Annotated in this window: 24 protein-coding genes; 3 read left to right on the plus strand and 21 right to left on the minus strand. The window is 42.4% G+C overall.

Annotated elements, in window-relative coordinates:
* Positions 1–37: 37 nt before the first annotated feature.
* From infB to K1I53_RS08505, 9 genes are all read right to left on the minus strand, one after another.
* Positions 38–2,824, minus strand: a complete 2,787-nt coding sequence (infB, locus tag K1I53_RS08465) for a translation initiation factor IF-2 (protein ID WP_223329071.1) — start codon at positions 2,822–2,824, stop codon at positions 38–40.
* A 16-nt stretch (positions 2,825–2,840) separates the two neighbouring features.
* Positions 2,841–3,140 (minus strand): YlxQ-related RNA-binding protein, encoded by a 300-nt coding sequence (locus tag K1I53_RS08470; protein ID WP_223329072.1) that lies wholly within the window; start codon positions 3,138–3,140, stop codon positions 2,841–2,843.
* Positions 3,133–3,426 carry an RNase P modulator RnpM gene (gene rnpM / locus K1I53_RS08475; RefSeq protein WP_223329073.1) on the minus strand — a complete coding sequence of 98 codons (294 nt, stop codon included), beginning with the start codon at positions 3,424–3,426 and terminating at the stop codon, positions 3,133–3,135. Before rnpM ends, K1I53_RS08470 begins: the two co-directional genes overlap by 8 nt.
* Positions 3,427–3,447: 21 nt before the next feature.
* Positions 3,448–4,584, minus strand: a complete 1,137-nt coding sequence (gene nusA, locus K1I53_RS08480; RefSeq protein ID WP_000032277.1) for a transcription termination factor NusA — start codon at positions 4,582–4,584, stop codon at positions 3,448–3,450.
* Between the two features lie 42 nt (positions 4,585–4,626).
* Complete coding sequence (gene rimP, locus K1I53_RS08485; RefSeq protein ID WP_000338695.1) at positions 4,627–5,106, minus strand: ribosome maturation factor RimP; 480 nt, start codon at positions 5,104–5,106, stop codon at positions 4,627–4,629.
* Positions 5,107–5,232: 126 nt separating this feature from the next.
* On the minus strand, positions 5,233–5,868 hold the full coding sequence (trmB, locus tag K1I53_RS08490; protein ID WP_223329074.1) for a tRNA (guanosine(46)-N7)-methyltransferase TrmB: 636 nt from the start codon (positions 5,866–5,868) through the stop codon (positions 5,233–5,235).
* Positions 5,865–6,659 carry a cell cycle regulator CcrZ gene (ccrZ, locus tag K1I53_RS08495; RefSeq protein WP_125448722.1) on the minus strand — a complete coding sequence of 265 codons (795 nt, stop codon included), beginning with the start codon at positions 6,657–6,659 and terminating at the stop codon, positions 5,865–5,867. Before ccrZ ends, trmB begins: the two co-directional genes overlap by 4 nt.
* A gap of 47 nt (positions 6,660–6,706) precedes the next feature.
* Positions 6,707–7,756 (minus strand): ABC transporter permease, encoded by a 1,050-nt coding sequence (locus tag K1I53_RS08500; RefSeq protein WP_125448723.1) that lies wholly within the window; start codon positions 7,754–7,756, stop codon positions 6,707–6,709.
* Entirely contained in the window at positions 7,753–8,484 is a 732-nt protein-coding gene (locus tag K1I53_RS08505; protein WP_125448724.1) for an ABC transporter ATP-binding protein, read from the minus strand. Before K1I53_RS08505 ends, K1I53_RS08500 begins: the two co-directional genes overlap by 4 nt.
* Positions 8,485–8,551: 67 nt before the next feature.
* Between K1I53_RS08505 and K1I53_RS08510 the strand changes: the two genes are divergently transcribed.
* From K1I53_RS08510 to K1I53_RS08520, 3 genes are all read left to right on the plus strand, one after another.
* Positions 8,552–8,962, plus strand: coding sequence for an HIT family protein (locus K1I53_RS08510; RefSeq protein WP_096422739.1), 411 nt, complete (start codon positions 8,552–8,554; stop codon positions 8,960–8,962).
* Between the two features lie 9 nt (positions 8,963–8,971).
* Positions 8,972–9,250, plus strand: coding sequence for a hypothetical protein (locus K1I53_RS08515; protein WP_125448725.1), 279 nt, complete (start codon positions 8,972–8,974; stop codon positions 9,248–9,250).
* Positions 9,251–9,313: 63 nt separating this feature from the next.
* Positions 9,314–9,973, plus strand: a complete 660-nt coding sequence (locus tag K1I53_RS08520) for a hypothetical protein (protein WP_125448726.1) — start codon at positions 9,314–9,316, stop codon at positions 9,971–9,973.
* A gap of 78 nt (positions 9,974–10,051) precedes the next feature.
* On the opposite strand, the gene dnaJ is transcribed toward K1I53_RS08520, so the two are convergent.
* The 12 genes from dnaJ to K1I53_RS08580 form a co-directional block, all read right to left on the minus strand.
* On the minus strand, positions 10,052–11,188 hold the full coding sequence (gene dnaJ / locus K1I53_RS08525; RefSeq protein WP_125448727.1) for a molecular chaperone DnaJ: 1,137 nt from the start codon (positions 11,186–11,188) through the stop codon (positions 10,052–10,054).
* A gap of 157 nt (positions 11,189–11,345) precedes the next feature.
* On the minus strand, positions 11,346–11,978 hold the full coding sequence (locus K1I53_RS08530; protein ID WP_125448728.1) for a DJ-1/PfpI family protein: 633 nt from the start codon (positions 11,976–11,978) through the stop codon (positions 11,346–11,348).
* A gap of 111 nt (positions 11,979–12,089) precedes the next feature.
* Positions 12,090–13,919 carry a molecular chaperone DnaK gene (dnaK, locus tag K1I53_RS08535; RefSeq protein ID WP_223329075.1) on the minus strand — a complete coding sequence of 610 codons (1,830 nt, stop codon included), beginning with the start codon at positions 13,917–13,919 and terminating at the stop codon, positions 12,090–12,092.
* A gap of 247 nt (positions 13,920–14,166) precedes the next feature.
* Positions 14,167–14,394, minus strand: a complete 228-nt coding sequence (locus K1I53_RS08540) for a hypothetical protein (protein WP_125847718.1) — start codon at positions 14,392–14,394, stop codon at positions 14,167–14,169.
* A 10-nt stretch (positions 14,395–14,404) separates the two neighbouring features.
* A complete protein-coding gene (grpE, locus tag K1I53_RS08545; protein ID WP_223329076.1) occupies positions 14,405–14,920 on the minus strand; it encodes a nucleotide exchange factor GrpE in 516 nt (171 codons plus the stop codon).
* A gap of 38 nt (positions 14,921–14,958) precedes the next feature.
* Positions 14,959–15,993, minus strand: coding sequence for a heat-inducible transcriptional repressor HrcA (hrcA, locus tag K1I53_RS08550; RefSeq protein WP_223329099.1), 1,035 nt, complete (start codon positions 15,991–15,993; stop codon positions 14,959–14,961).
* 160 nt (positions 15,994–16,153) lie between these two features.
* Positions 16,154–16,666 carry a DUF2812 domain-containing protein gene (locus tag K1I53_RS08555; protein ID WP_223329077.1) on the minus strand — a complete coding sequence of 171 codons (513 nt, stop codon included), beginning with the start codon at positions 16,664–16,666 and terminating at the stop codon, positions 16,154–16,156.
* 34 nt (positions 16,667–16,700) lie between these two features.
* Entirely contained in the window at positions 16,701–17,276 is a 576-nt protein-coding gene (locus K1I53_RS08560; protein WP_223329078.1) for a DUF2812 domain-containing protein, read from the minus strand.
* Entirely contained in the window at positions 17,276–17,596 is a 321-nt protein-coding gene (locus K1I53_RS08565) for a PadR family transcriptional regulator (RefSeq protein ID WP_223329080.1), read from the minus strand. The genes K1I53_RS08560 and K1I53_RS08565 overlap by 1 nt, the downstream gene beginning before the upstream one ends.
* A 113-nt stretch (positions 17,597–17,709) precedes the next feature.
* Positions 17,710–19,056, minus strand: a complete 1,347-nt coding sequence (glnA, locus tag K1I53_RS08570) for a type I glutamate--ammonia ligase (protein WP_001122884.1) — start codon at positions 19,054–19,056, stop codon at positions 17,710–17,712.
* A gap of 36 nt (positions 19,057–19,092) precedes the next feature.
* Positions 19,093–19,449, minus strand: coding sequence for a transcriptional repressor GlnR (gene glnR, locus K1I53_RS08575; RefSeq protein ID WP_038805783.1), 357 nt, complete (start codon positions 19,447–19,449; stop codon positions 19,093–19,095).
* A gap of 76 nt (positions 19,450–19,525) precedes the next feature.
* Positions 19,526–20,053: an FUSC family protein gene (locus tag K1I53_RS08580; protein WP_223329081.1), complete on the minus strand. Its 528-nt coding sequence runs from the start codon at positions 20,051–20,053 to the stop codon at positions 19,526–19,528.
* Between the last annotated feature and the right edge of the window lie 132 nt (positions 20,054–20,185).

The following is a 20,185-nucleotide window of genomic DNA, read 5'->3' on the forward strand; positions in this document are numbered from 1 at the left end:
CTGTTGACAACGAGTCAAATGAGCTATCGTTTCTCTATTATCGTTTGATTTCTTCCATGACGTATGCTTCAATCACATCATCAGTCTTGATATCATTGTAGCCATCGATCATCAATCCACCTTCGCGACCGTTCGTAACTTCTTTCACGTCGTCTTTGTAGTGTTTCAAGCTTGCGAGTTCGCCGTCATAGATAACGACACCGTCACGGATGACACGGACTTTAGAGTCACGGGTAACTTTACCACTCGTAACCATGAATCCACCGATAGTTCCCACTTTAGACACCTTGAAGGTTTCACGGATGATGGCTTCACCGATGATTTTTTCTTCAAATTCAGGATCGAGCATCCCTTTCATGGCTTCTTCCATCTCTTCGATAACCTTGTAGATAATGCTGTGGAGACGGATTTCGACATCGTCAGCTTCTGCTTGTTGACGAGCTTGTGGTGTAGGACGTACGTTGAAACCAACGATAAAGGCATTTGAAGCTTCGGCAAGTGTCACGTCTGATTCGTTGATAGCACCGACCGCTGAGTGGACGATGGTCACTTTAACACCTTCCACGTCGATCTTCTGAAGTGAGGCAGAAAGGGCTTCAACCGAACCTTGTACGTCAGCCTTGATGATAACGTTGACTGACTTGAGCTCACCGGCTTTAAGCGTATCAAAGAGGTTCTCAAGGCTGACACGTTGCGTTGCTTGACGTTGTTTCATAAGGGCACGTTTGGCACGTTCTTCACCTGCTGCACGCGCAGATTTTTCATCTTCGTAAACGGCAAAGTGGTCACCCGCCATCGGAGCTTCGTTCAAACCTGTGATTGAGACTGGGGTTGATGGTCCTGCCACTTTGACACGACGACCAAGGTCATTGGTCATAGCACGGACACGACCGAAGGTATTCCCGACAACGATAGGGTCTTGCACATTCAAGGTACCTTGTTGAACAAGAAGGGTTGCAACCGCACCTTTCCCTTTATCCAAACGAGCTTCGATAACCGTACCGATAGCACGAACTGTTGGGTCTGCCTTGAGTTCTTGGATTTCAGCCACAAGAAGGACTGTTTCCAAGAGTTCATCGATATTTTGGTTGAACTTAGCTGAGATTTCGACAAACTCAGAATCCCCACCCCAAGCTGTTGACATGACACCATGCTCTGCCAATTCACCGATAACGCGTTCTGGGTTAGCACCTGGTTTATCAATCTTGTTAATAGCTACGATGATTGGAACGTTGGCCGCTTTTGAGTGGTTGATGGCTTCGATAGTCTGAGGCATAACACCGTCATCTGCCGCTACGACCAAGATGGTGATATCGGTAACAGATGCACCACGCGCACGCATTGATGTAAAGGCTGCGTGTCCTGGTGTATCAAGGAAGGTAATCTTCTTGCCATTTTCAACTATTTGGTAGGCACCGATATGCTGAGTGATACCACCCGCTTCACCTGTCGCAACACGAGAGTTACGAAGGGTATCCAAGAGGGTTGTTTTACCATGGTCAACGTGTCCCATGATCGTCACAACTGGTGGACGCTCAACCAATTCATCTTCATTAAGATAACCATCTTCGACAAAGAAACGTTCGATGTCGGCATTATCCACTTCAACCTTTTGTTTGGCTTCGATACCATAATCCACCATGAGGAGTTCAATTGTTTCCCCATCCAAGGATTGGTTTTGTGTGGCCATCACACCCATCATAAAGAGTTTCTTAACGATTTCTGCCGGTTCACGTTTGATACGTTTTGCGATTTCCGCAACAGTCATACCATCTGTATACTCAAATTCTGTTGGCAATTCGTGGAACTTACGCTCTGTAACAGGTTTTGGAGTCTGGTTACGGTTGTTCTTGTTATTGCCTTTTTTATTTTTCTTGTTGTTATTCCAGTTACTATTTCTTTGATTTCTCACTTGATTCTGACTACTTCGATTCTTTTGTTGTTTTCTAGGACCATCTTCTTCGTGATCATAATCATCACGTTCTTTGTCTGGTCGAGCTTGTTTTTTACGACGTGTATCCACTGGCGCTTCTTTCGCTACAGGAGCTACTGTTACTGCTGGCTGCGTTTGTTCAGCTAGCTTAGCAGCTTCTTCAAAGATTTCCTCTGGTTCCTTGCGTTTATTAGCTTGAGCCAAGGCTTCTTTGGCAGCTTGCGATTGTTTGAAGCGTTCCTCGCTTGAGCGTGCGTACTCTGCATTTTGCTCTGCTTTTAGGGCTGCTGCACGGGCTTTAAAGTCAACACGTGGTCCAGCTTGTTTTGGCTGGAAGTCTTGTTGCTGACGGCGATCATTGCCACGATCACCTTGACCTTGTGGTTTCTTCCCTTGGTCGTTGAAACGGCGATTGTCGCGGTTTCCTTGACCAGGTTTGCCACCATTACGGCCGTCGTTTTTCTGACGGTTGCCGTTTTGTTGTTGGTCACGGTTATTGCCCTTGTTTTGTTTGCGTCGCTCTGCCTGCTCTTTGGCACGTGCCTCACGCTCCGCCTTGAAGTTTCGGCTCTGCGGTCTTGCAGCCACCACTTTTTCTTCCTTAGGAGCTACAGGTGTAGCTGGTTTGCTTTCTTCCTTAGTGACAACTGGTTTAGTTGAAACAGGCTTTTCTGCTTTCTTTTCTACACTTACTTTTGGTGCTGCAGATTTTGCTTCTGCCTTAGAATCAGGTGCAGGTTTAAAACTAGCTGCGATTTGCTCAGCAGCAGCAGCTTCCACGCTCGATGAGTGGCTTTTCACATCCAAGCCCAACTCTTTTGCACGCGCTACAACTTCTTTACTTTCTTTTCCAAGTTCTTTTGCGATTTCGTACAATCTTTTCTTAGACAAATCATGTCCTCCTCTTCTATTCCATAAGAGACCTCATTTTCTTTGTAAATCCAGCATCGGTCACAGCCAAAACCTTTCTCGATTTTCCGACTGCTATGCTTAATTCCAGTGTTGAAAACACGGTTATAACTTCTACTTGATAATAGTCACTTTTATCTTGAATCTTCTTGGTCAGATTGGGACCAGCATCATGGGCTAGAAAGACTAGCTTGGCTTTCTGGTCTTGGATGGCCTTGACCACCAATTCCTCACCCGATATGACCCGTCCTGCTCGCTGAGCAAGTCCCAAGAGATTGCTTATCTTTTGCTTATTCAAGTCCTAACTCTCTTCTTTTCACTTTGTGATCAACATAGGCGATCAACTCGTCATAAAAGCTTTCTTCAACTTCCATGTTAAAGCTACGGTTAAAGACTTTCTTCTTTTTTGCCTCTAGGGCTTCTGCATTGTCTAGCTTGATATAAGCGCCACGGCCATTGGCCTTGCCTGTCGGATCGATAAAGACCTGTCCTTCTTTGTTCTTGACAATACGGAGCAAATCACGCTTATCAATCACTTCGTTGGATACAACAGACTTGCGCAAAGGGATTTTTCTTATTTTCATCTTTCCCTCCTCTAGCAACTTTTATTCTTCGATCAATTCGTCTGCAGCTGCGTAATCCACTTGACCTGCTTCTTCCATAGCTTCAAACTCACTTGCAGACTTGATATCGATACGGTAACCCGTCAAGTGAGCCGCCAAGCGAACGTTTTGTCCACGACGACCGATGGCAAGAGAAAGCTTGTTATCAGGTACAACGACCAAGGCACGTTTGCTGTCATTTTCATCAAAGATAACTTGGTCAACCTCTGCAGGTGCGATGGCATTGTAGATAAACTCAGCTGGATCTGCTACCCACTCAATAACGTCAATGTTTTCTTCTACAGGAATCATGCGGTCGCTCTTCGCATCGTAGCGAGCCGGGTGGAATTTGCTGGTGATCTTCTTGATGTTAGCACCACCACGTCCAACGATTGTCCCGATAGCGTCCACGTTTGGATTGTGACTACGAACTGCAACCTTGGTACGGTCACCCGCTTCGCGAGCTACGCTCATGATTTCAACAGTTCCATCATACACTTCTGGAATTTCTTGCTCCATCAAGCGTTTGATCATTTCTGGATGGCTACGGCTAACAAAGACGTTGACACCACGAGGGTTGTCTTCAACCTTGTAAACATAAACTTCGATACGATCATGGGAAGCAAAAACTTCTCCAGGGATTTGGTCTTGTTTTGACAATTGGGCTTCGATGCTGCCAAGGTTGACATAGATGAAACGGTTGTCAAAACGTTCTACTGTACCAGACATGATTTCTTGTTCATGTTCTTTATAAGTATTGTAGGTGATAGCACGTGTTTGCTTGCGCATTTTTTCCATGATGGTTTGTTTAGCAGATTGGGCTGCTACACGACCAAACTCAGCAGGTGCTTCTTCAAACTTGATCTTGTCACCAAGCTCATAGGCTGAATTAATGGCAAGGGCATCTTTCAAGCTGATTTCCAAACGGCTATCAAATACTTCATCAACAACTTCACGAACAGTATAGACAGTAAAGTCACCTGTCTTTTCATTGAAGTCGATGGCTACGCTATCAGATTGACCATAGCGTCTGCGATAAGCGGAACGAAGCGACTCTACTACTGCGTCGATGATATCTTCTTTTTTGATTCCCTTGTCTTCTTCCAAAATGCGGAAGGCCTCTAGCATTTCTTTACTCATGTTTTCTTCACTTTTGAATCCTCAAAAGCTATCCTTTCTTTTCTATAGTTTAACTGCTAAACGTGCTTTTGATACTAAACTGTATGGAATTTGGACAGTTTTCTTACGTGTTTTGTCCATATACTCCATAGTCAACTCATCCTCTTCAAAGGATACCAAGGTACCTTCAAAGACTTTTTGTTTATCGATAGCTTGGTAGAGCCCGACATGAATATATTTCCCAACCGCTCCAGCGACAGCATCCTTAGTTTTCAAAGGACGTTCTAAGCCTGGACTAGTGATTTCTAGGAAATATTGTTCTGGGAAGGGATCGGGCTTGATGGTGTCTAGGACAGGACTGATGATTTCTGTCAAGTCTGCCGTGTCGTTCAAGGTAATTCCTTCAGGTTTATCTACAAAAATACTGAGAATCATGTCACTGCCAATCTTTCCATACTCGATATCCACGAGCTCGAAAGGCGCTTGGATGACAGGTTCTACAACTTCTCTGACTAATTCTACGATTGTTGCGATTGCGTCCACCTCCTCATAAGCAAGAGGCGAAGATATTTCCCCGCCTCTCTTTCTCATATTCTTGCTATCAGTATAGCACGTTTGTCAATTTATGTAAAGTATTAGCACTCAAACGGCTGGTTTTCAAGCTATTTCTTAAAATTCTGCCTCAACTCGGTAGATCACTTGACCTTTGCTGGAGAATTTTTGCTCATATTCCGTCATGACATTGCCTTCAAAATCACTGGCATGCAGGTCCAGCCAAACCCCATTGAGTTTCATCCCATACTGAGAAAAACTCACTAGACTGTACTCAAACAAGCCACGATTGTCTGTCTTGAAATGGATTTCCCCATTCTCAGGCAAAATGCGCTTGAAGGTATCCAAGAAACTCTTGTAGGTCAGACGACGTTTTTCATGGCGTTTTTTAGGCCAAGGATCTGAAAAGTTTAGGTAGAGACGATCAAACTCACCGTCTTCAAAGTAGTCCGTCAAATCTGAACCATCTACCCACAGCAACTTGATGTTGGGCACTCCAACTTCAAGCACCTTGTCCAAGGCATAACTCAATACCGACTTTTGGATATCAATCCCGATGTAGTTGATGTCAGGATTTTGCTTGGCCATTCCTGATACGAAGGCCCCTTTCCCACTTCCAACTTCAACATGAATAGGATGATCATTTCCAAACAAGTCTCGCCATTTCCCTTTTGCCTCCAAGGGATTGAGGACCACATACTGAGGATTAGCCTCTAGTAATTCTGTCGCCCCTTTACGATTTCTAACTCTCATCTCTTCTTTCCATACTTGTCACGGAAGACACGCAAGGCGTAAATCTCCCGGTTTACATTATCTAAATCTTGATTTACAAAGTATTTGGCAATCTGGCTCAAGTAAGAATACTGACCATACCAATACAATTTTTCCAAAACTGTCTGATTGTACTTATAACCGTAATAAGTCAGCCAATCATGCCAATGCTGCTCTGGAATATAATGACACAGCATATGCGCCACATCAAACATGCGATCCGTCAGACGAACCGAATCCCAATCCACTAGATAAACGAGTCCACTCTCCGTCTCAATCCAATTACTATGGCGAAGATCACCATGCACAATCGTTGCATGGTCTTCCCTAAAACCTGGAACCGTCCTGCGCAAATCATCAATCACCGAGTTTAAGTACTGATGTCGTTTCAAGACTTCGGGTGCTTCCTGCCTCCAAGACTGCAACAAGTCTACTGGCGTCTCCATGGTATATCCCAAACGGCTCAACTGCTTCATCAAGGGACGTGAGCGGTGAAGACGTGTCAAGATATTGATGATCTGCTTGCGATTCATATCGTGCGGTGTCAAGATTTTGCCCGTCAACCATTCCTGGGCACACATATCACGACCATCTGGCAAACGACGAGTCCATAGTAATTGAGGAGCGATTTGTTCTCTGGCTAAGCCAGGTAGGATTGGAGAGGTGTTCATTTTTACAAAGACGCGCTTCCCATCAGGGTAGCTTCCCATATAAGCTTTGCCGCTCTTCCCAGGGATAGGGGTCAGCGTTAGCTCATTATCACCCAAGTCCATTTCTTTCCTCCGTATAAAGTTTCCTTACTATTCTACTAGTTTTTGGTCTATTCGTCAACCAGTCTTTTCAGTTGGTAAGGTAAATAAAACAATTGTAGGAAGAGACTAGCCCCTACAAGAGTCAACAAGGCTATTTTTTCTTGAAAAACCACTGCTCCGACCAGCAATTCTAACAAAAGAACGACACTTCCCACACCGAGCACAATCTGTTTCAACCCCTTCTCTTTTTCACCCTTTTCTAAAGGAAAGAGATGGGTCAAGTACTGGTAGTCAAAAGCACGATAGAGAGCCAACAACTGGAAGAGCATGAGGTAATTAAGCAGGACAACCACTGCTGTCGCAATCCATGACTGCTCGATAAAAATCACAGCTAACAAGGATAGGAGTAAGAGGCGGAGACTGAGGGCAAAGAGGTCTCCATTTCGCAGGTAAGAACGAAGATAGAGGTTTTGCCAGATTTTCCCAGGCACTTTCTGAACTACTTTAAGGATAAAATCCAGATAAGCGCGACGTTTGACACTATTTGAAACTCCCTTGACCTGAGTAAAGAGAGCAAAGAAACGAAGCAAGACTTGCTTGCGCTTGCTTTCTTGTGCAATGACATAGTCCCAGTCCAGCCCAGTTTCAGTGAAAAATTTACTGGCTTTTTGGCGAAAGAGGAGGTATTTCCCAATCCCCAATAAAAGCATATAGGCAAAAAAGACTGGCAAGCCATAACCCATGGCTAAAAACAAGGGCGCAAAAAGAAGTAAGCAGAGAGTCTGTACCAAGAGCCAAAAGACCAATGAGCGCACTGTCTGCCCTTTGAGGTAGGACTTGACCTCCTCTTCACTGACTAAGAGAAAGAGTTTGTCAGGTACTTCCATGTAGGTCGCGATTCCTCCCCAAGCTAAAAGCAAGGCAGAGACAATCCCCAAAAACAAGAGAATAGGCCAATGATTTTCAGGAAAATCTTGCAAGAGTTGACTGTACTGGTAAGCTAGAAAACCGATGAGAACCAGCAGGAACAAGACAAAGTGGTCATTGAGAACGTAACGGAGATAACCGACACACTCCTTACGAAAAGCCTGCTTTCTCTTTAAAAACAAGTCTTTCATAGGTCCTCCTCTTTGGTCAGAGCCAAGTAAATATCATTCAAACTAGCCTCAGGCATGTTAAAGGCCTCGCGCAGTTGCTGGAGGTTCCCCTGAGCCCTCACCTCCCCCTTGTGGAGGATAACAAAGGCGTCACACATCTTCTCCGCCGAGTCCAGCACGTGAGTACTCATGAGGATAGACTTGCCTTTTTGCTTTTCTACTTCCAAAAGCTGAACCAAGTCAGAAATAGCCAGCGGATCGAGGCCAAGAAAAGGCTCATCCACGATGAAAAGACTCGGATCCACCACAAAAGCACAGATAATCATGACCTTCTGCTTCATCCCTTTGGAAAAATGCACAGGAAACCAATCTAATTTTTGATCCAAACGGAACATTTTTAACAAAGGTTCTACATGCTCAAAAGCTATATTCTGCTCAATACCATAGGCCATGGCAACCGTTTCGATATGCTCTCTGAGGGTCAGTTCTTCATACAAGCTAGGCGTTTCTGGGATGTAGCCAATCTGCTTGCGGTAGTTGGTCGCATCTTCTCGTAGGGTGAGACCGTTAATCTTGATTTCCCCACTGTAAGGTGTCAACAGACCGATAATCTCATTGATAGTCGTTGATTTCCCAGCACCATTGAGACCAATCAAACCGACCAACTGCCCACTTTCAACTGTAAAGGACACATCTTTCAAGACAGGAACGTGAACATAGCCTCCTGTCAGGTTTTTAATTTCTAACATATTTTCTCCGAATCTGGTATAATGTAGCTATATTATATCAAAATTCAATACAGTAGAGGTGGATTTTATGTCAGATTGCATTTTTTGTAAGATCATCGCAGGGGAGATTCCTGCTTCAAAAGTATACGAGGATGAGCAGGTTCTTGCCTTTCTTGATATCTCTCAAGTAACGCCTGGACACACCTTAGTCGTACCAAAAGAGCATTATCGCAATCTTTTGGAGATGGACGCTACCAGCGCCAGCCAACTCTTTGCCCAAGTGCCAACAGTAGCTCAAAAAGTCATGAAGGCTACCAAGGCTGCCGGCATGAATATCATTGCCAACTGCGAGGAAATCGCTGGTCAAACGGTCTTTCATACCCATGTGCACCTCGTTCCTCGCTACAGTGCAGAAGATGACCTCAAGATTGACTTTATTGCCCACGAACCCGACTTTGACAAACTTGCCCAAGTCGCTGAAACCATTAGAAATGCCTAAGGAGATGCCATGAAACTATCCAATCTATTGCTATTTGCAGGAGCTGCAGCCGGAAGTTATTTTGTCGTAAAAAATCGCCAAGCCATTCAGGATGAAGTGCTAGATACAACTGACCGCGTCGAAGCCATTAAGGATGATTTGGATATCATCCAAAACAGCCTACAAATCATCGACCAACAAAAAGCCCTTATCAAGGAATACCAAAAAGATTTAACCTATAAATTCAAAGTCTTGGAAAAAGATTTCCAAACTAGAATGGCGATCCTCCAAGAAGAAAAACAAGAATAAGAAAGCCTCCAAGTTTCCTTAAATCCATTTTGGGTTACTAGATTCGAACAGAAAAGGGAGGGAATGAAAGTGAAACAGTTTTTAAAAGTTCTAGCGAAGGTCATCGCGATCCCTTGTGGTTGCCTCTGCCTGCTTGTAGCCTTGGCATTTCTACTACTGATGAATCTTTTCAAGGCCTCACCGAGTGACATCCAAAAAGGAAATGAATCCTTAAAACAAATCTTTATCTCCCTTGACCTCCCTCCTGAGAAAGTAGAATCAAATGGAAGGTATCAATTCGAGGGTGGAGGCTTACATTTTTATGTTACTTTCTCAGATGAGGTTATCAATAGTCACACCGTCCTAAAAGAAAGTCCAAAACTCACCAAAAATCGACTCGAAGTCTATGTCCTCCAGACAGGAGAGATTTCCTACTATAAAGTAGGGGATAACTTGTTCAATCATGGTTTATTGCAGTTTTTAGAGAAAGAAAGCGAGAAGTATCTCCAAGAAATCGGAAAGAAATTTAATCCCAATTACTCAATTCTCTTTTGGAATGATCAGGAAAGTCTTAAAAAGGGAATTGCATTCTATGAAAAAGCTTTGACCTTGGTGGATATTCAGGATAACTCGGCGATCAAGCATATTGATACCATCACCGTTAAGCCTGGCAAAGAAGCAGAAATCAAGCAACTCATTCAGGACATGGATGCAGCTGGCTTGCTCACTCAAAAGTATAAATAGTAGGCTAACTGGAAAATGATTTTTCGACGCTAAATTTCCCAAAATTATACAAAAAAGAGCCTTGAGGCTCTTTTTACTTTATTCTCCTTCAAAGGCATCTTTTATATGGTCAAAGAAACCTTTTTTCTTTGGATTGACTTTCAAATCGCCTGCAGCTGCGAATTCTTTCAAGGCTGCTTTTTGGCGGTCGTTCAAACCTGTCGGAGTCACAACATTGACAGTAACATATTGGTCACCAACGGCACCGCCACGAAGGCTCGGTGCTCCCTTACCACGTAGACGGAATTTCTTGCCAGTCTGAGTTCCTTCTGGGATGACCAACTCAACATCGCCATGCACGGTTGGAATCTCCACAGTATCACCAAGGGCTGCTTGGACAATATTAAGATTCAACTTGTAGAAAATGGTTGTTCCTTCACGTTCAAATTTATCACTAGCTTCAACTGAAACCACCACGTACAAGTCACCATAAGGACCACCGTTAAAGCCTGCTTCACCTTGACCCGCTAGGCGGATTTGTTGGCCTGTTTCCACACCAGCAGGGATCTTCACATGTACACTATGAGCTTGTTTTTCATGACCTGTTCCATGACAAGTTGTACATGGGTCTTTGATTTCCTTTCCGCGACCATGACAGACATCACAGGTTACTTGACGACGCATCATACCAAGCGGAGTCTGCGTATCGACGTTAATGACACCAGCGCCATGACAGCGTCCACAAGTGACTGGACTTGTCCCTGGCTTAGCACCAGAGCCATTACATGTACGACAGCTTGCTTCACGGTTGTATTTCACTTCTTTTTCCGTTCCGAAAATGGCTTCTTCAAAAGTCAAATTCACACGGTATTGGAGGTCATCACCTTGGCGAGGAGCGTTAGGATTGCGCGAAGAACCGCCTCCGCCAAAGAAACTTGAGAAGATATCCTCAAAACCACCGAAGCCACTTGCTCCGTCAAAGCCACCGAAACCACCAGCACCACCAAAGCCACCGTTGGCACCCGCAGTACCATATTGGTCATAGGCAGCACGTTTTTGGTCGTCACTCAAAGTCTCATAAGCTTCTTGAACTTCCTTGTATTTTTCCTCAGCGCCAGGTTCCTTGTTGATATCTGGGTGATATTTTTTGGAAAGCTTACGATAAGCCTTTTTGATCTCGTCTGCCGAAGCGTTTTTTGACACCCCCAGACGATCATAAAATTCAGTATTGTTCATAATTCAAGATACAAAGGGCGTCAAACGGACACAGCCAAAATAGGAGTTTTGACGACGGACGCTTGCGTCCTAGAAAAAACTATCTTTTTGGCACAGTCCGTAGCCCGTGTTCAGTTACGAACACCCTTATTCCTTTCTGTAATTTATAAGTAAATCTTTAGAGGATCTTTTCTATACTCTGCTTCACTTCATCAAACTCTTTGTCCGATAGAGTAAAAATCAAGTCCTCTTCTGAATATTCGTTCTGTTCTTTAAAATAGTTGTCAGTATTTTCTGCCAAACCTAGACTAAGAATCACTTTTCTTGCAAACTCTTGATGTGCAAAACCTATAGCCGTAATGATATTTTTATCTTGCACAAGAACTTTGGGTTGGAAATTTTCACGTGGAAGAAATTCAAAATAGTCAAAGAAGTTTTGCCAAATTCCACCTGTAAATTTCGTGTCATTCAACAAGCCAGCTTTCGCTAACAAAACGGGCGCAGAAGAAATTGCTGTAATTAAGATATCCTGCTCACCGAGTTCTTTCAAAAAAGAATTTAATTTTTCATCCTGTAGAGCAGGCCCTATATTTACCATTCCTGGTAAAATGATACAAGAATACTCTTCTATACAGATTTGATCCAATGTTTTTGTAGGTTGACAAGGTAAGCCATCCTCAGATATAACTATCGAATAATCTGAAGCGACATAATCAATCGTGATGTCAAAAGACAGAGCTAAAGTACTTGTTAAAGCGGTTATCTCATAAAGAGAAAAATTAGGATAAATGATACAAAGTACTTTTTTCATACGCAACATCCTCTATTTTACCGAAAAACAGAGGCTGGGTTGCAACCTCTGGATTTCTTCTTATTCCTGTCTGATTTTCAAGCTCGGGATAAAATAGTCCACCGAACTATCTTATTTTTCCGTAAACTCTCCGTCCACGACGTCATCGCCTGCGTTTCCTGTTGCTTGTGCGCCTTCTGCTCCTGCTTGTGCTTGAGCTTGTTGGGCTGCTGCGGCTTGTTCGTAGAGTTTCACAGCAAGTCCTTGAGCTTTTTCGTTCAATGCTTCAAGTTTTGCTTTCATTTCGTCCAAGTTGTTGTCTTCTTGCGCTTTCTTAAGGTCATCAAGGGCAGCTTGAGCAGCATCACGTTCTGCGTCAAAGCCTTTACCTTCAGTTTCCTTGATAGTCTTTTCAGTCGCAAAGATTGCTTGGTCTACTTCGTTACGAAGGTCTACTTCTTCTTTACGTTTCTTATCTGCTTCAGCGTTCGCTTCGGCATCTTTCATCATGCGGTCGATTTCTTCATCAGTCAAACCTGAGTTAGATTGGATGACGATTGTTTGCTCTTTTTGAGTTCCAAGATCCTTAGCTTTAACAGATACGATACCGTTCTTGTCAATGTCAAATGTTACTTCGATTTGAGGAATTCCGCGAGGTGCAGCTGGGATATCTGTCAATTGGAAGCGTCCAAGAGTCTTGTTATCCGCTGCCATTGGGCGTTCACCTTGAAGAACGTGGATATCAACGGCTGGTTGGTTGTCTGCTGCAGTTGAGAAGACTTGTGATTTAGATGTTGGGATTGTTGTGTTACGGTCGATGAGTTTTGTGAAGACACCACCCATTGTTTCGATACCAAGTGATAATGGCGTTACGTCAAGAAGAACAACGTCTTTAACATCACCAGTGATGACACCACCTTGGATAGCCGCACCCATAGCAACCACTTCATCAGGGTTCACTGATTTGTTTGGCTCTTTACCAGTTTCAGCTTTAACAGCTTCTACAACGGCTGGGATACGAGTTGAACCACCAACAAGGATGACTTCGTCGATTTCTGACAAGCTCAAACCTGCATCTGAAAGAGCTTGACGAACTGGAACTTTTGTACGTTCAACAAGGTCACGAGTCAAATCGTCAAATTTGGCACGAGTCAAAGTCATTTCCAAGTGAAGAGGTCCAGCTTCACCAGCAGTGATAAATGGCAAGCTGATTTGAGTTGAAGTTACACCAGAAAGGTCTTTCTTCGCTTTTTCAGCTGCATCTTTCAAACGTTGCATTGCCATCTTGTCATTAGACAAGTCAATACCGTTTTCTTTCTTGAATTCTGCTACCAAGTGGTCGATGATTTTTTGGTCAAAGTCATCACCACCGAGTTTGTTGTCCCCTGCAGTTGACAATACGTCGAAGACACCGTCGCCCAATTCAAGGATAGAGACGTCGAATGTACCACCACCAAGGTCAAATACCAAGATTTTTTCTTCTTTGTCAGTCTTGTCCAAACCGTAAGCAAGGGCTGCTGCTGTTGGTTCGTTAACGATACGTTCTACTTCAAGACCAGCGATTTTACCAGCGTCTTTTGTTGCTTGACGTTGAGCATCGTTAAAGTAAGCTGGTACTGTGATAACAGCTTTAGTTACTTTTTCACCAAGGTAATCTTCAGCGTAACCTTTCAAGTATTGAAGGATCATGGCTGAGATTTCTTGTGGAGTGTATTCTTTACCATTAGCAGAAACTTTTTCAGAAGTTCCCATCTTAGATTTGATAGAGATAACTGTATCTGGGTTTGTAACTGCTTGACGTTTTGCGGCATCACCAACGATGATTTCACCGTTTTTGAATGAAACTACAGATGGAGTTGTGCGGTTTCCTTCTGGATTTGCGATGATTTTGCTTTCAGTTCCTTCAAGAACTGCAACTGCTGAGTTTGTTGTACCTAAGTCAATACCGATAATTTTAGACATGTGTTTTTCTCCTTATTATTTTAATTCTAATTTTGATTTTTCTTGATATTCCCCTTAAGTGGTGGGGACGTGAGCAACTCCCTACGGGATTTCATCACTTATTTTTGAGCCTATTGTCTCAAAAATCCCCTGCTTCAGTAGCATAAGCTACTGAAACTTTCACCACGGCGGGAAATACCTTCCTTGCAAGCCTCCGGCTTGCCTCTTATCTTTCTTCATAGTTTATTGTCGTTTCGGACAAGAGAAGCTACCCTTTTTCTGCTTTAGCAATCCCTCTTGTCCTAATGTAAGCATTATAACCACAATGAGGACAAGATAGCCATTCATCTTCACTATTCGCATAGCCGTCCATAAATACAGAAACATTCACACTTCCTGAACATTTATCACATATATTCTTCCCTTGATGATAACGTTGCGCAGTTTCACGATATTCTTCATTTTGTTTCTTATTTTTTTCAAAAATATCTAACATATCTTTCCTCCTAGTTATAAACTACCACCATTGCTGGTCTTAGGATGCGGTCATGGAGTTTATAGCCTTTTTGGAAGACTTGGGCGATGGTATCTGCTGGATGTTCATCGTCTGCTGGGAGCGTTTGGATGGCCATATGATAGTTATGGTCAAATTCGCCGTCAGCTGCGATTTCTTCGATTCCTTCTTCTTTCAAAGCATGAATCAAGCTTTCTTGCACCATCTCCAATCCTTTTTTGACGTCGTCTGTCAAACCTTCAACGGCAAGGGCACGTTCTAGGTTGTCGAGCGATGGTAAGATTGCTTTTGCCAAGTCTTGACTGCGATAGCGTTGCAAGTTTTGACGCTCTTCATTGGCACGACGTTGGATATTTTGCATTTCAGCGTGTGCTCGTAGATATTTATTTTCAAATTCTTCGGCACGTTCATTTGCCAAGTCCAAGTCGGACTTTTCAGGAGTTGTTTCTTCTGTCGTTTCAACAACTTCCTCTTCTTTTACTTCTTCGTTTTTTATTTCCTCAGACATTTTTCGCCTCCTTTTTAGGAATTTATGTAATTTCATGTTCAACTCACCTCATAATGATTACTACTCAAATAGCGGTAGAAATCTGTGAGTTTCATAGTTAAAACTCGATTGACCACATTGACCTGGTTAATTAATTGCTGGTAGTCCAGATTGACTGGACCGATAATCGCCAGAATTCCAAAACCACGATAAGGGATAAGGAATTTACTGCTAATCACTGCTAGATCAGCTAGACAGGATTCTTGACTATCTGCAACACGGATATTTTGCATCTGATCTTCATGCAGACCTTCACGAATCTCCAGAGCCACCTTTTGCGGTTGGTCAAAGAACTGATAGGCTGCTAGATTGGCAAAATTCAAGAGATTGACCTTGCCCGCCACCACAATGTTTTCATTGAACATTTCCTTAAAAATGTGTTCAAAGAGATCCATAACATTGTCCGTTGTTGTAAAGTAACGCTGGATAATCTGCGGAATCTCCGTCCGAATCTTGTAGTGAATATCCAGAACGGTGTGACCGAGGAAACGTTCCTGAATGATGGTCTTCAGTTTCAGCAAATCTTCCTGCAAGAAATTCCTTGGAATCAGAAACTGACTGGTAACCGTTCGAGACTCGTCTAGGGTGAAAACTGCAAGAGCAGTATGTTGTCCTAGAACGACAATATCGAAAGCTGTCAGGCGCTGTCTACTTGGCTCAACATCCAGAGCCACTACCGTACAGCCACTTAGGTCTGTTAGTAGATTAGCAGCCTCTTGCAGAATATCCTCTAATTTGAAAAATTCCTGATCAAAGGCTTTGACAATTTCGTATACCTCATTTTCAGCCAGTCGGTCAAAATCCAGTGAGTGTTTCACATAGTACTGAAAACCAGCAACACTTGGCATCCGACCACTCGAAGTATGAGCCTTCTCAAGCAAACCTTGCTTTTCTAGAGCCGCCATATCATTACGAATGGTTGCACTGCTAGAGTTGATAGACTCTTGCAAGGCTTTGGATCCGACAGGTTCGTGCGTTTTGGTAAAGATGTCAATAATCAGATTTAAAATATCCTGCTGACGCTCTGTAACCATCTCATCACTCCCCTCTGTCAGATTGATTAGCACTCAATACACTTAAGTGCTAACTCATGATTCTATTATACACCCTTAAAAGAGAATGTCAAGACAAAAACTCAAAAAATTAGCACTCTTTTATCAAGAGTGCTAAAAATCAGTCTGAAGACCTAGAAACTTACCTTCCATCTACTAGATATTTCCTTCTAAGCCTGAAAAAACCATAGAATAGATAAGAAATTATAAAGGCATATAGAGCAAAAATGACGAAGAAAGATTGCGACAGTTCTTCTCGAAACAAACTCATACAAACAACAAGACCACCCGAGAAAGCAGCTGTACATGAACGAAGTCTATACCGCATAACTTCCCACCTGAGAGTCTTACTCATATAGACTTGATCCTCTGGAAGTAAATCAGAAGATGATTTACGAAGAATTGAACAAGAAACTGTTTCTATCAGTTCCCAACCTCTATTTCTAAAATCTTGCAGTTCATGCTTATACTTTTTAAGAAATCTAGAATCATAGATACGGTAGATGATATCTTCCGGTTGACATTGGTCAAAATAGAAAAAACCAAAACGACTCGTTCTATACCTCCAACCTTTCAAGTGCATCTCATGCAAATATTCTTCTTCCTTGTCCAAATCAATAATGGTGAAAATTCGAAATTGTACTTTGCTATTCATTGCCTGACCTCCAAATCAGAAAACAAGTATTGTTTCAGCTATCAGATAATTCTTTCCACTTTTGGAACAATCTCCAAAAAATATAAGAAATCTGAATTGCAAAAACTATCAATAAAACACAATCCATAATAACAATCAAAAACATTACCCAACTGAAAGAACTACCTCCACTGACAAACTTTGAGAAAACCAGTAGTAGAGCTAAAAAGAGAAGCAAAATAGGAAGCATCCGCATTATTAAAATCCGTTTGACCACAGCTAACTTCCCAGCCACGTCATTATAAATTTCAAATTCTGCATCCGATTCAATTTCAGAATGTGCTTTTCTAAAGTAGGAAAAACCATTAAAGTCTGTAATATGCTCCCAGCCACAGTCTTTAAATAATTGTAAATAGGAGGCTCTCTCTGATTTTTTCATTGGATAAAAGTCTAACTGATAAGACACCTGCTCCGGTTGGCACTTTTCAAAAGTATACTTAACCGCAACTACTAAGTTAGAGTAGGTTACTTCCTTGAGCTTCCACCCCTCAGCATGCATTTTTCTAAGATATAAAGCCTCTCTATCATAATCCGCAATGGTAGCAATTCTATAAATAACCTTCTTTTCCATCATCCTTCCTCCAGACTGTTTCTATAGAGTCGTTCAATACGTTTCAATTCAATATCTAAGACTTTTCGTCCTAAGTCCGTGATCTGATAGATTTTACGTTTTTCTTCCTCTCGGATAAAGGAAATCAAGCCATCCTTTTCCATTTTTGACAAGGTTCCATACATAGTACCAGGACTAATCAAAACTTGCGAATCTGTCATCTCCTTGACCTTTTGTGTAATACCATATCCATGGTTCTCCTTCTGTAGACAAAACAAGATATAAAATCCTGTTTCCGTCATCGGAAGATAGACCCGACGAATCTTATCCGCTAATTCCATTTATAACCACTTCCCATTCAGTTCGATATATCGTACTTCGTTATACAAAATATATCACACCTCGATATAAAACGCAAGAAAAAAGATCACCCTCAGGCAATCTTTCTTCTATATTAGTAGAGGTCTAGATAGTTATCAACTTCCCATTGTGACACAAAGGTTGCGTAGCTAGCCCACTCGATACGTTTAGCCTCAAGGAAGCTCGTATAGATGTGGTCACCTAGGGCAGCCTTGACCACTTCGTCCTCAGTCAAAGCTTTCAAGGCGTTGTGAAGAGTTGATGGAAGGTCTGTGATTCCAGCTTCCTTACGCTCTTCAGCTGTCATGATGTAGATATTTTCTTCAATCGGAGCTGGTGCTTCGATTTTGTTTTCAATACCATGCAAACCAACTTCCAAAAGAACAGCCATAGCGATATATGGGTTTGCCATTGGGTCCACTGAACGCAACTCAAGACGAGTTCCCATACCACGTGAAGCTGGTACGCGCACAAGCGGCGAACGGTTACGACCAGCCCAAGCAATGTAAACAGGCGCTTCATAACCTGGAACCAAACGTTTGTATGAGTTAACTGTTGGGTTCATGATGGCAGTATAGTTGTAGGCATGCTTGATCAAACCACCAAGGAAATGGTAGGCCGTTTCAGACAACTGCATTCCTTTTGGATCGTTTGGATCAAAGAAGGCGTTATTTCCTTCTGCATCAAACAAGGACATATTACAGTGCATACCTGACCCAGCGATACCAAATTTTGGTTTTGCCATAAAGGTTGCGTAAAGACCATGTTTACGAGCAATAGTTTTTACTACGAGCTTAAAGATTTGAATCTTGTCACAGGCACGGAGGACTTCATCATACTTGAAGTCAATCTCATGTTGTCCAACCGCAACCTCGTGGTGACTTGCTTCTACTTCAAATCCCATTTTAGTCAAGACATTCACGATTTCACGACGCGTATTGTCTGCAAGGTCAGTAGGTGCCAAATCAAAGTAGCCACCCTTGTCATTTACTTCAAGTGTCGGGTCACCATTTTCATCGAGTTTAAATAGGAAGAATTCTGGCTCTGGACCAAGGTTGAAGGATTTGAATCCTACTTCTTCCATATGACGAAGTGCACGCTTCAGATTACCACGAGGGTCACCTGCAAATGGTTCTCCTTCTGTTGTATAGACATCACAGATCAAACCTGCAACACTTCCATTTTCATCTCCCCAAGGGAAGACTGTCCATGTATCCAAGTCTGGGTACAAGTACATATCTGACTCATTGATACGTACAAAACCTTCAATAGAAGATCCATCAAACATAGCCTTGTTTGACAAGACTTTATCTAACTGTTCATCTGTAGCAGGAATTTCGACGTTTTTCATCGTCCCCAAGATATCTGAAAACATGAGACGAATAAAGGTAACATTTTTTTCCTTGACTTCACGACGAATATCTGCAGCTGTGATTGGCATGGTTTTTCTCCTTAATATCTGACTACTTGCGGTTGCCTAACCGCGACCAAAAGGCGACTGTGCTGAAGCAAAGCGTCCCTGTTGGAGGAGCTCATTATGAAGCGCACGACGCACTTCCGTCTGGCTCACGGCTTTCTTGGACTTCGCCTCACGTTCAGCATATTTCTTCTTAATGGCAGCGATATTGAAACCTTCAGAAATATAATCTTTGATTTCAAGCAAACGATCCATGTCATTCAAAGAATACATGCGACGGTTCCCTTCGTTTCGATCAGGCTTTATCAACTCTTGATCTTCATAATAACGAATCTGACGCGCCGATAGATCGGTCAACTTCATCACACTGCCGATAGGAAAAACAGCCATATTTCGGCGAAATTCTCTTTCCTTCATTCACAATTTCCTTCTTTCTGTCTATTATAGTCTAAAAAAATACATACGTCAATTGATAATGTCATAAAACATGACATTATTTTCTTTTTTTCTCAAAAAGATTTCTGAAGCGATCAATATCATAATTTACGAGTATTGCCACAAAAACTCCCATAAATGTTTCAAACACACGCGCAAATACGTACAAAAATGTTTCTCCGCTCGGTATTGATAGGGTAATGATCAACATAGCTGCTACACCACCAATAACTCCCGCCTTATTGTTCATGGCAACATTTGTCATAATGGTTAACATGGTGCAGATCGGAACAACTAGTAAGGTTACCCAAAATGCTTCATGAAATAAAGTGTTTAAGAGGAAAAAGACAAGGGCGTAAAAACCTCCGATGCTATTTCCTAAGATACGTGAAGTTCCAAAATGGACACTCTTATCAAAACTTTCTCGTAGACTGAAGACCGCTGTTAAAGCTCCAATTTGCAGCCCCTTCCAGCCAAAAAAACCAAAAATCAAGAGAACTAAAAAAACAGCAATTCCGGTTTTAAAGGTTCGTAGACCAAGCTTAAACTGTGACTTATCAAATTTATATTTTTTAAAATAACCCATAATCTCAACTTTCTATTTCCATTTTATCATAATTTAGTTGATTTTATGAGCCAAAATCAATAGGAAGCGTTTTTAATTTAGGCTATAAAAAAGAGGAAACAGAGTTCCTCTTTTCATCATTTCATTTACGAA

It is taken from the genome of Streptococcus oralis (assembly GCF_019929365.1).
Classification (GTDB): Bacteria; Bacillota; Bacilli; order Lactobacillales; family Streptococcaceae; genus Streptococcus; species Streptococcus oralis_BT.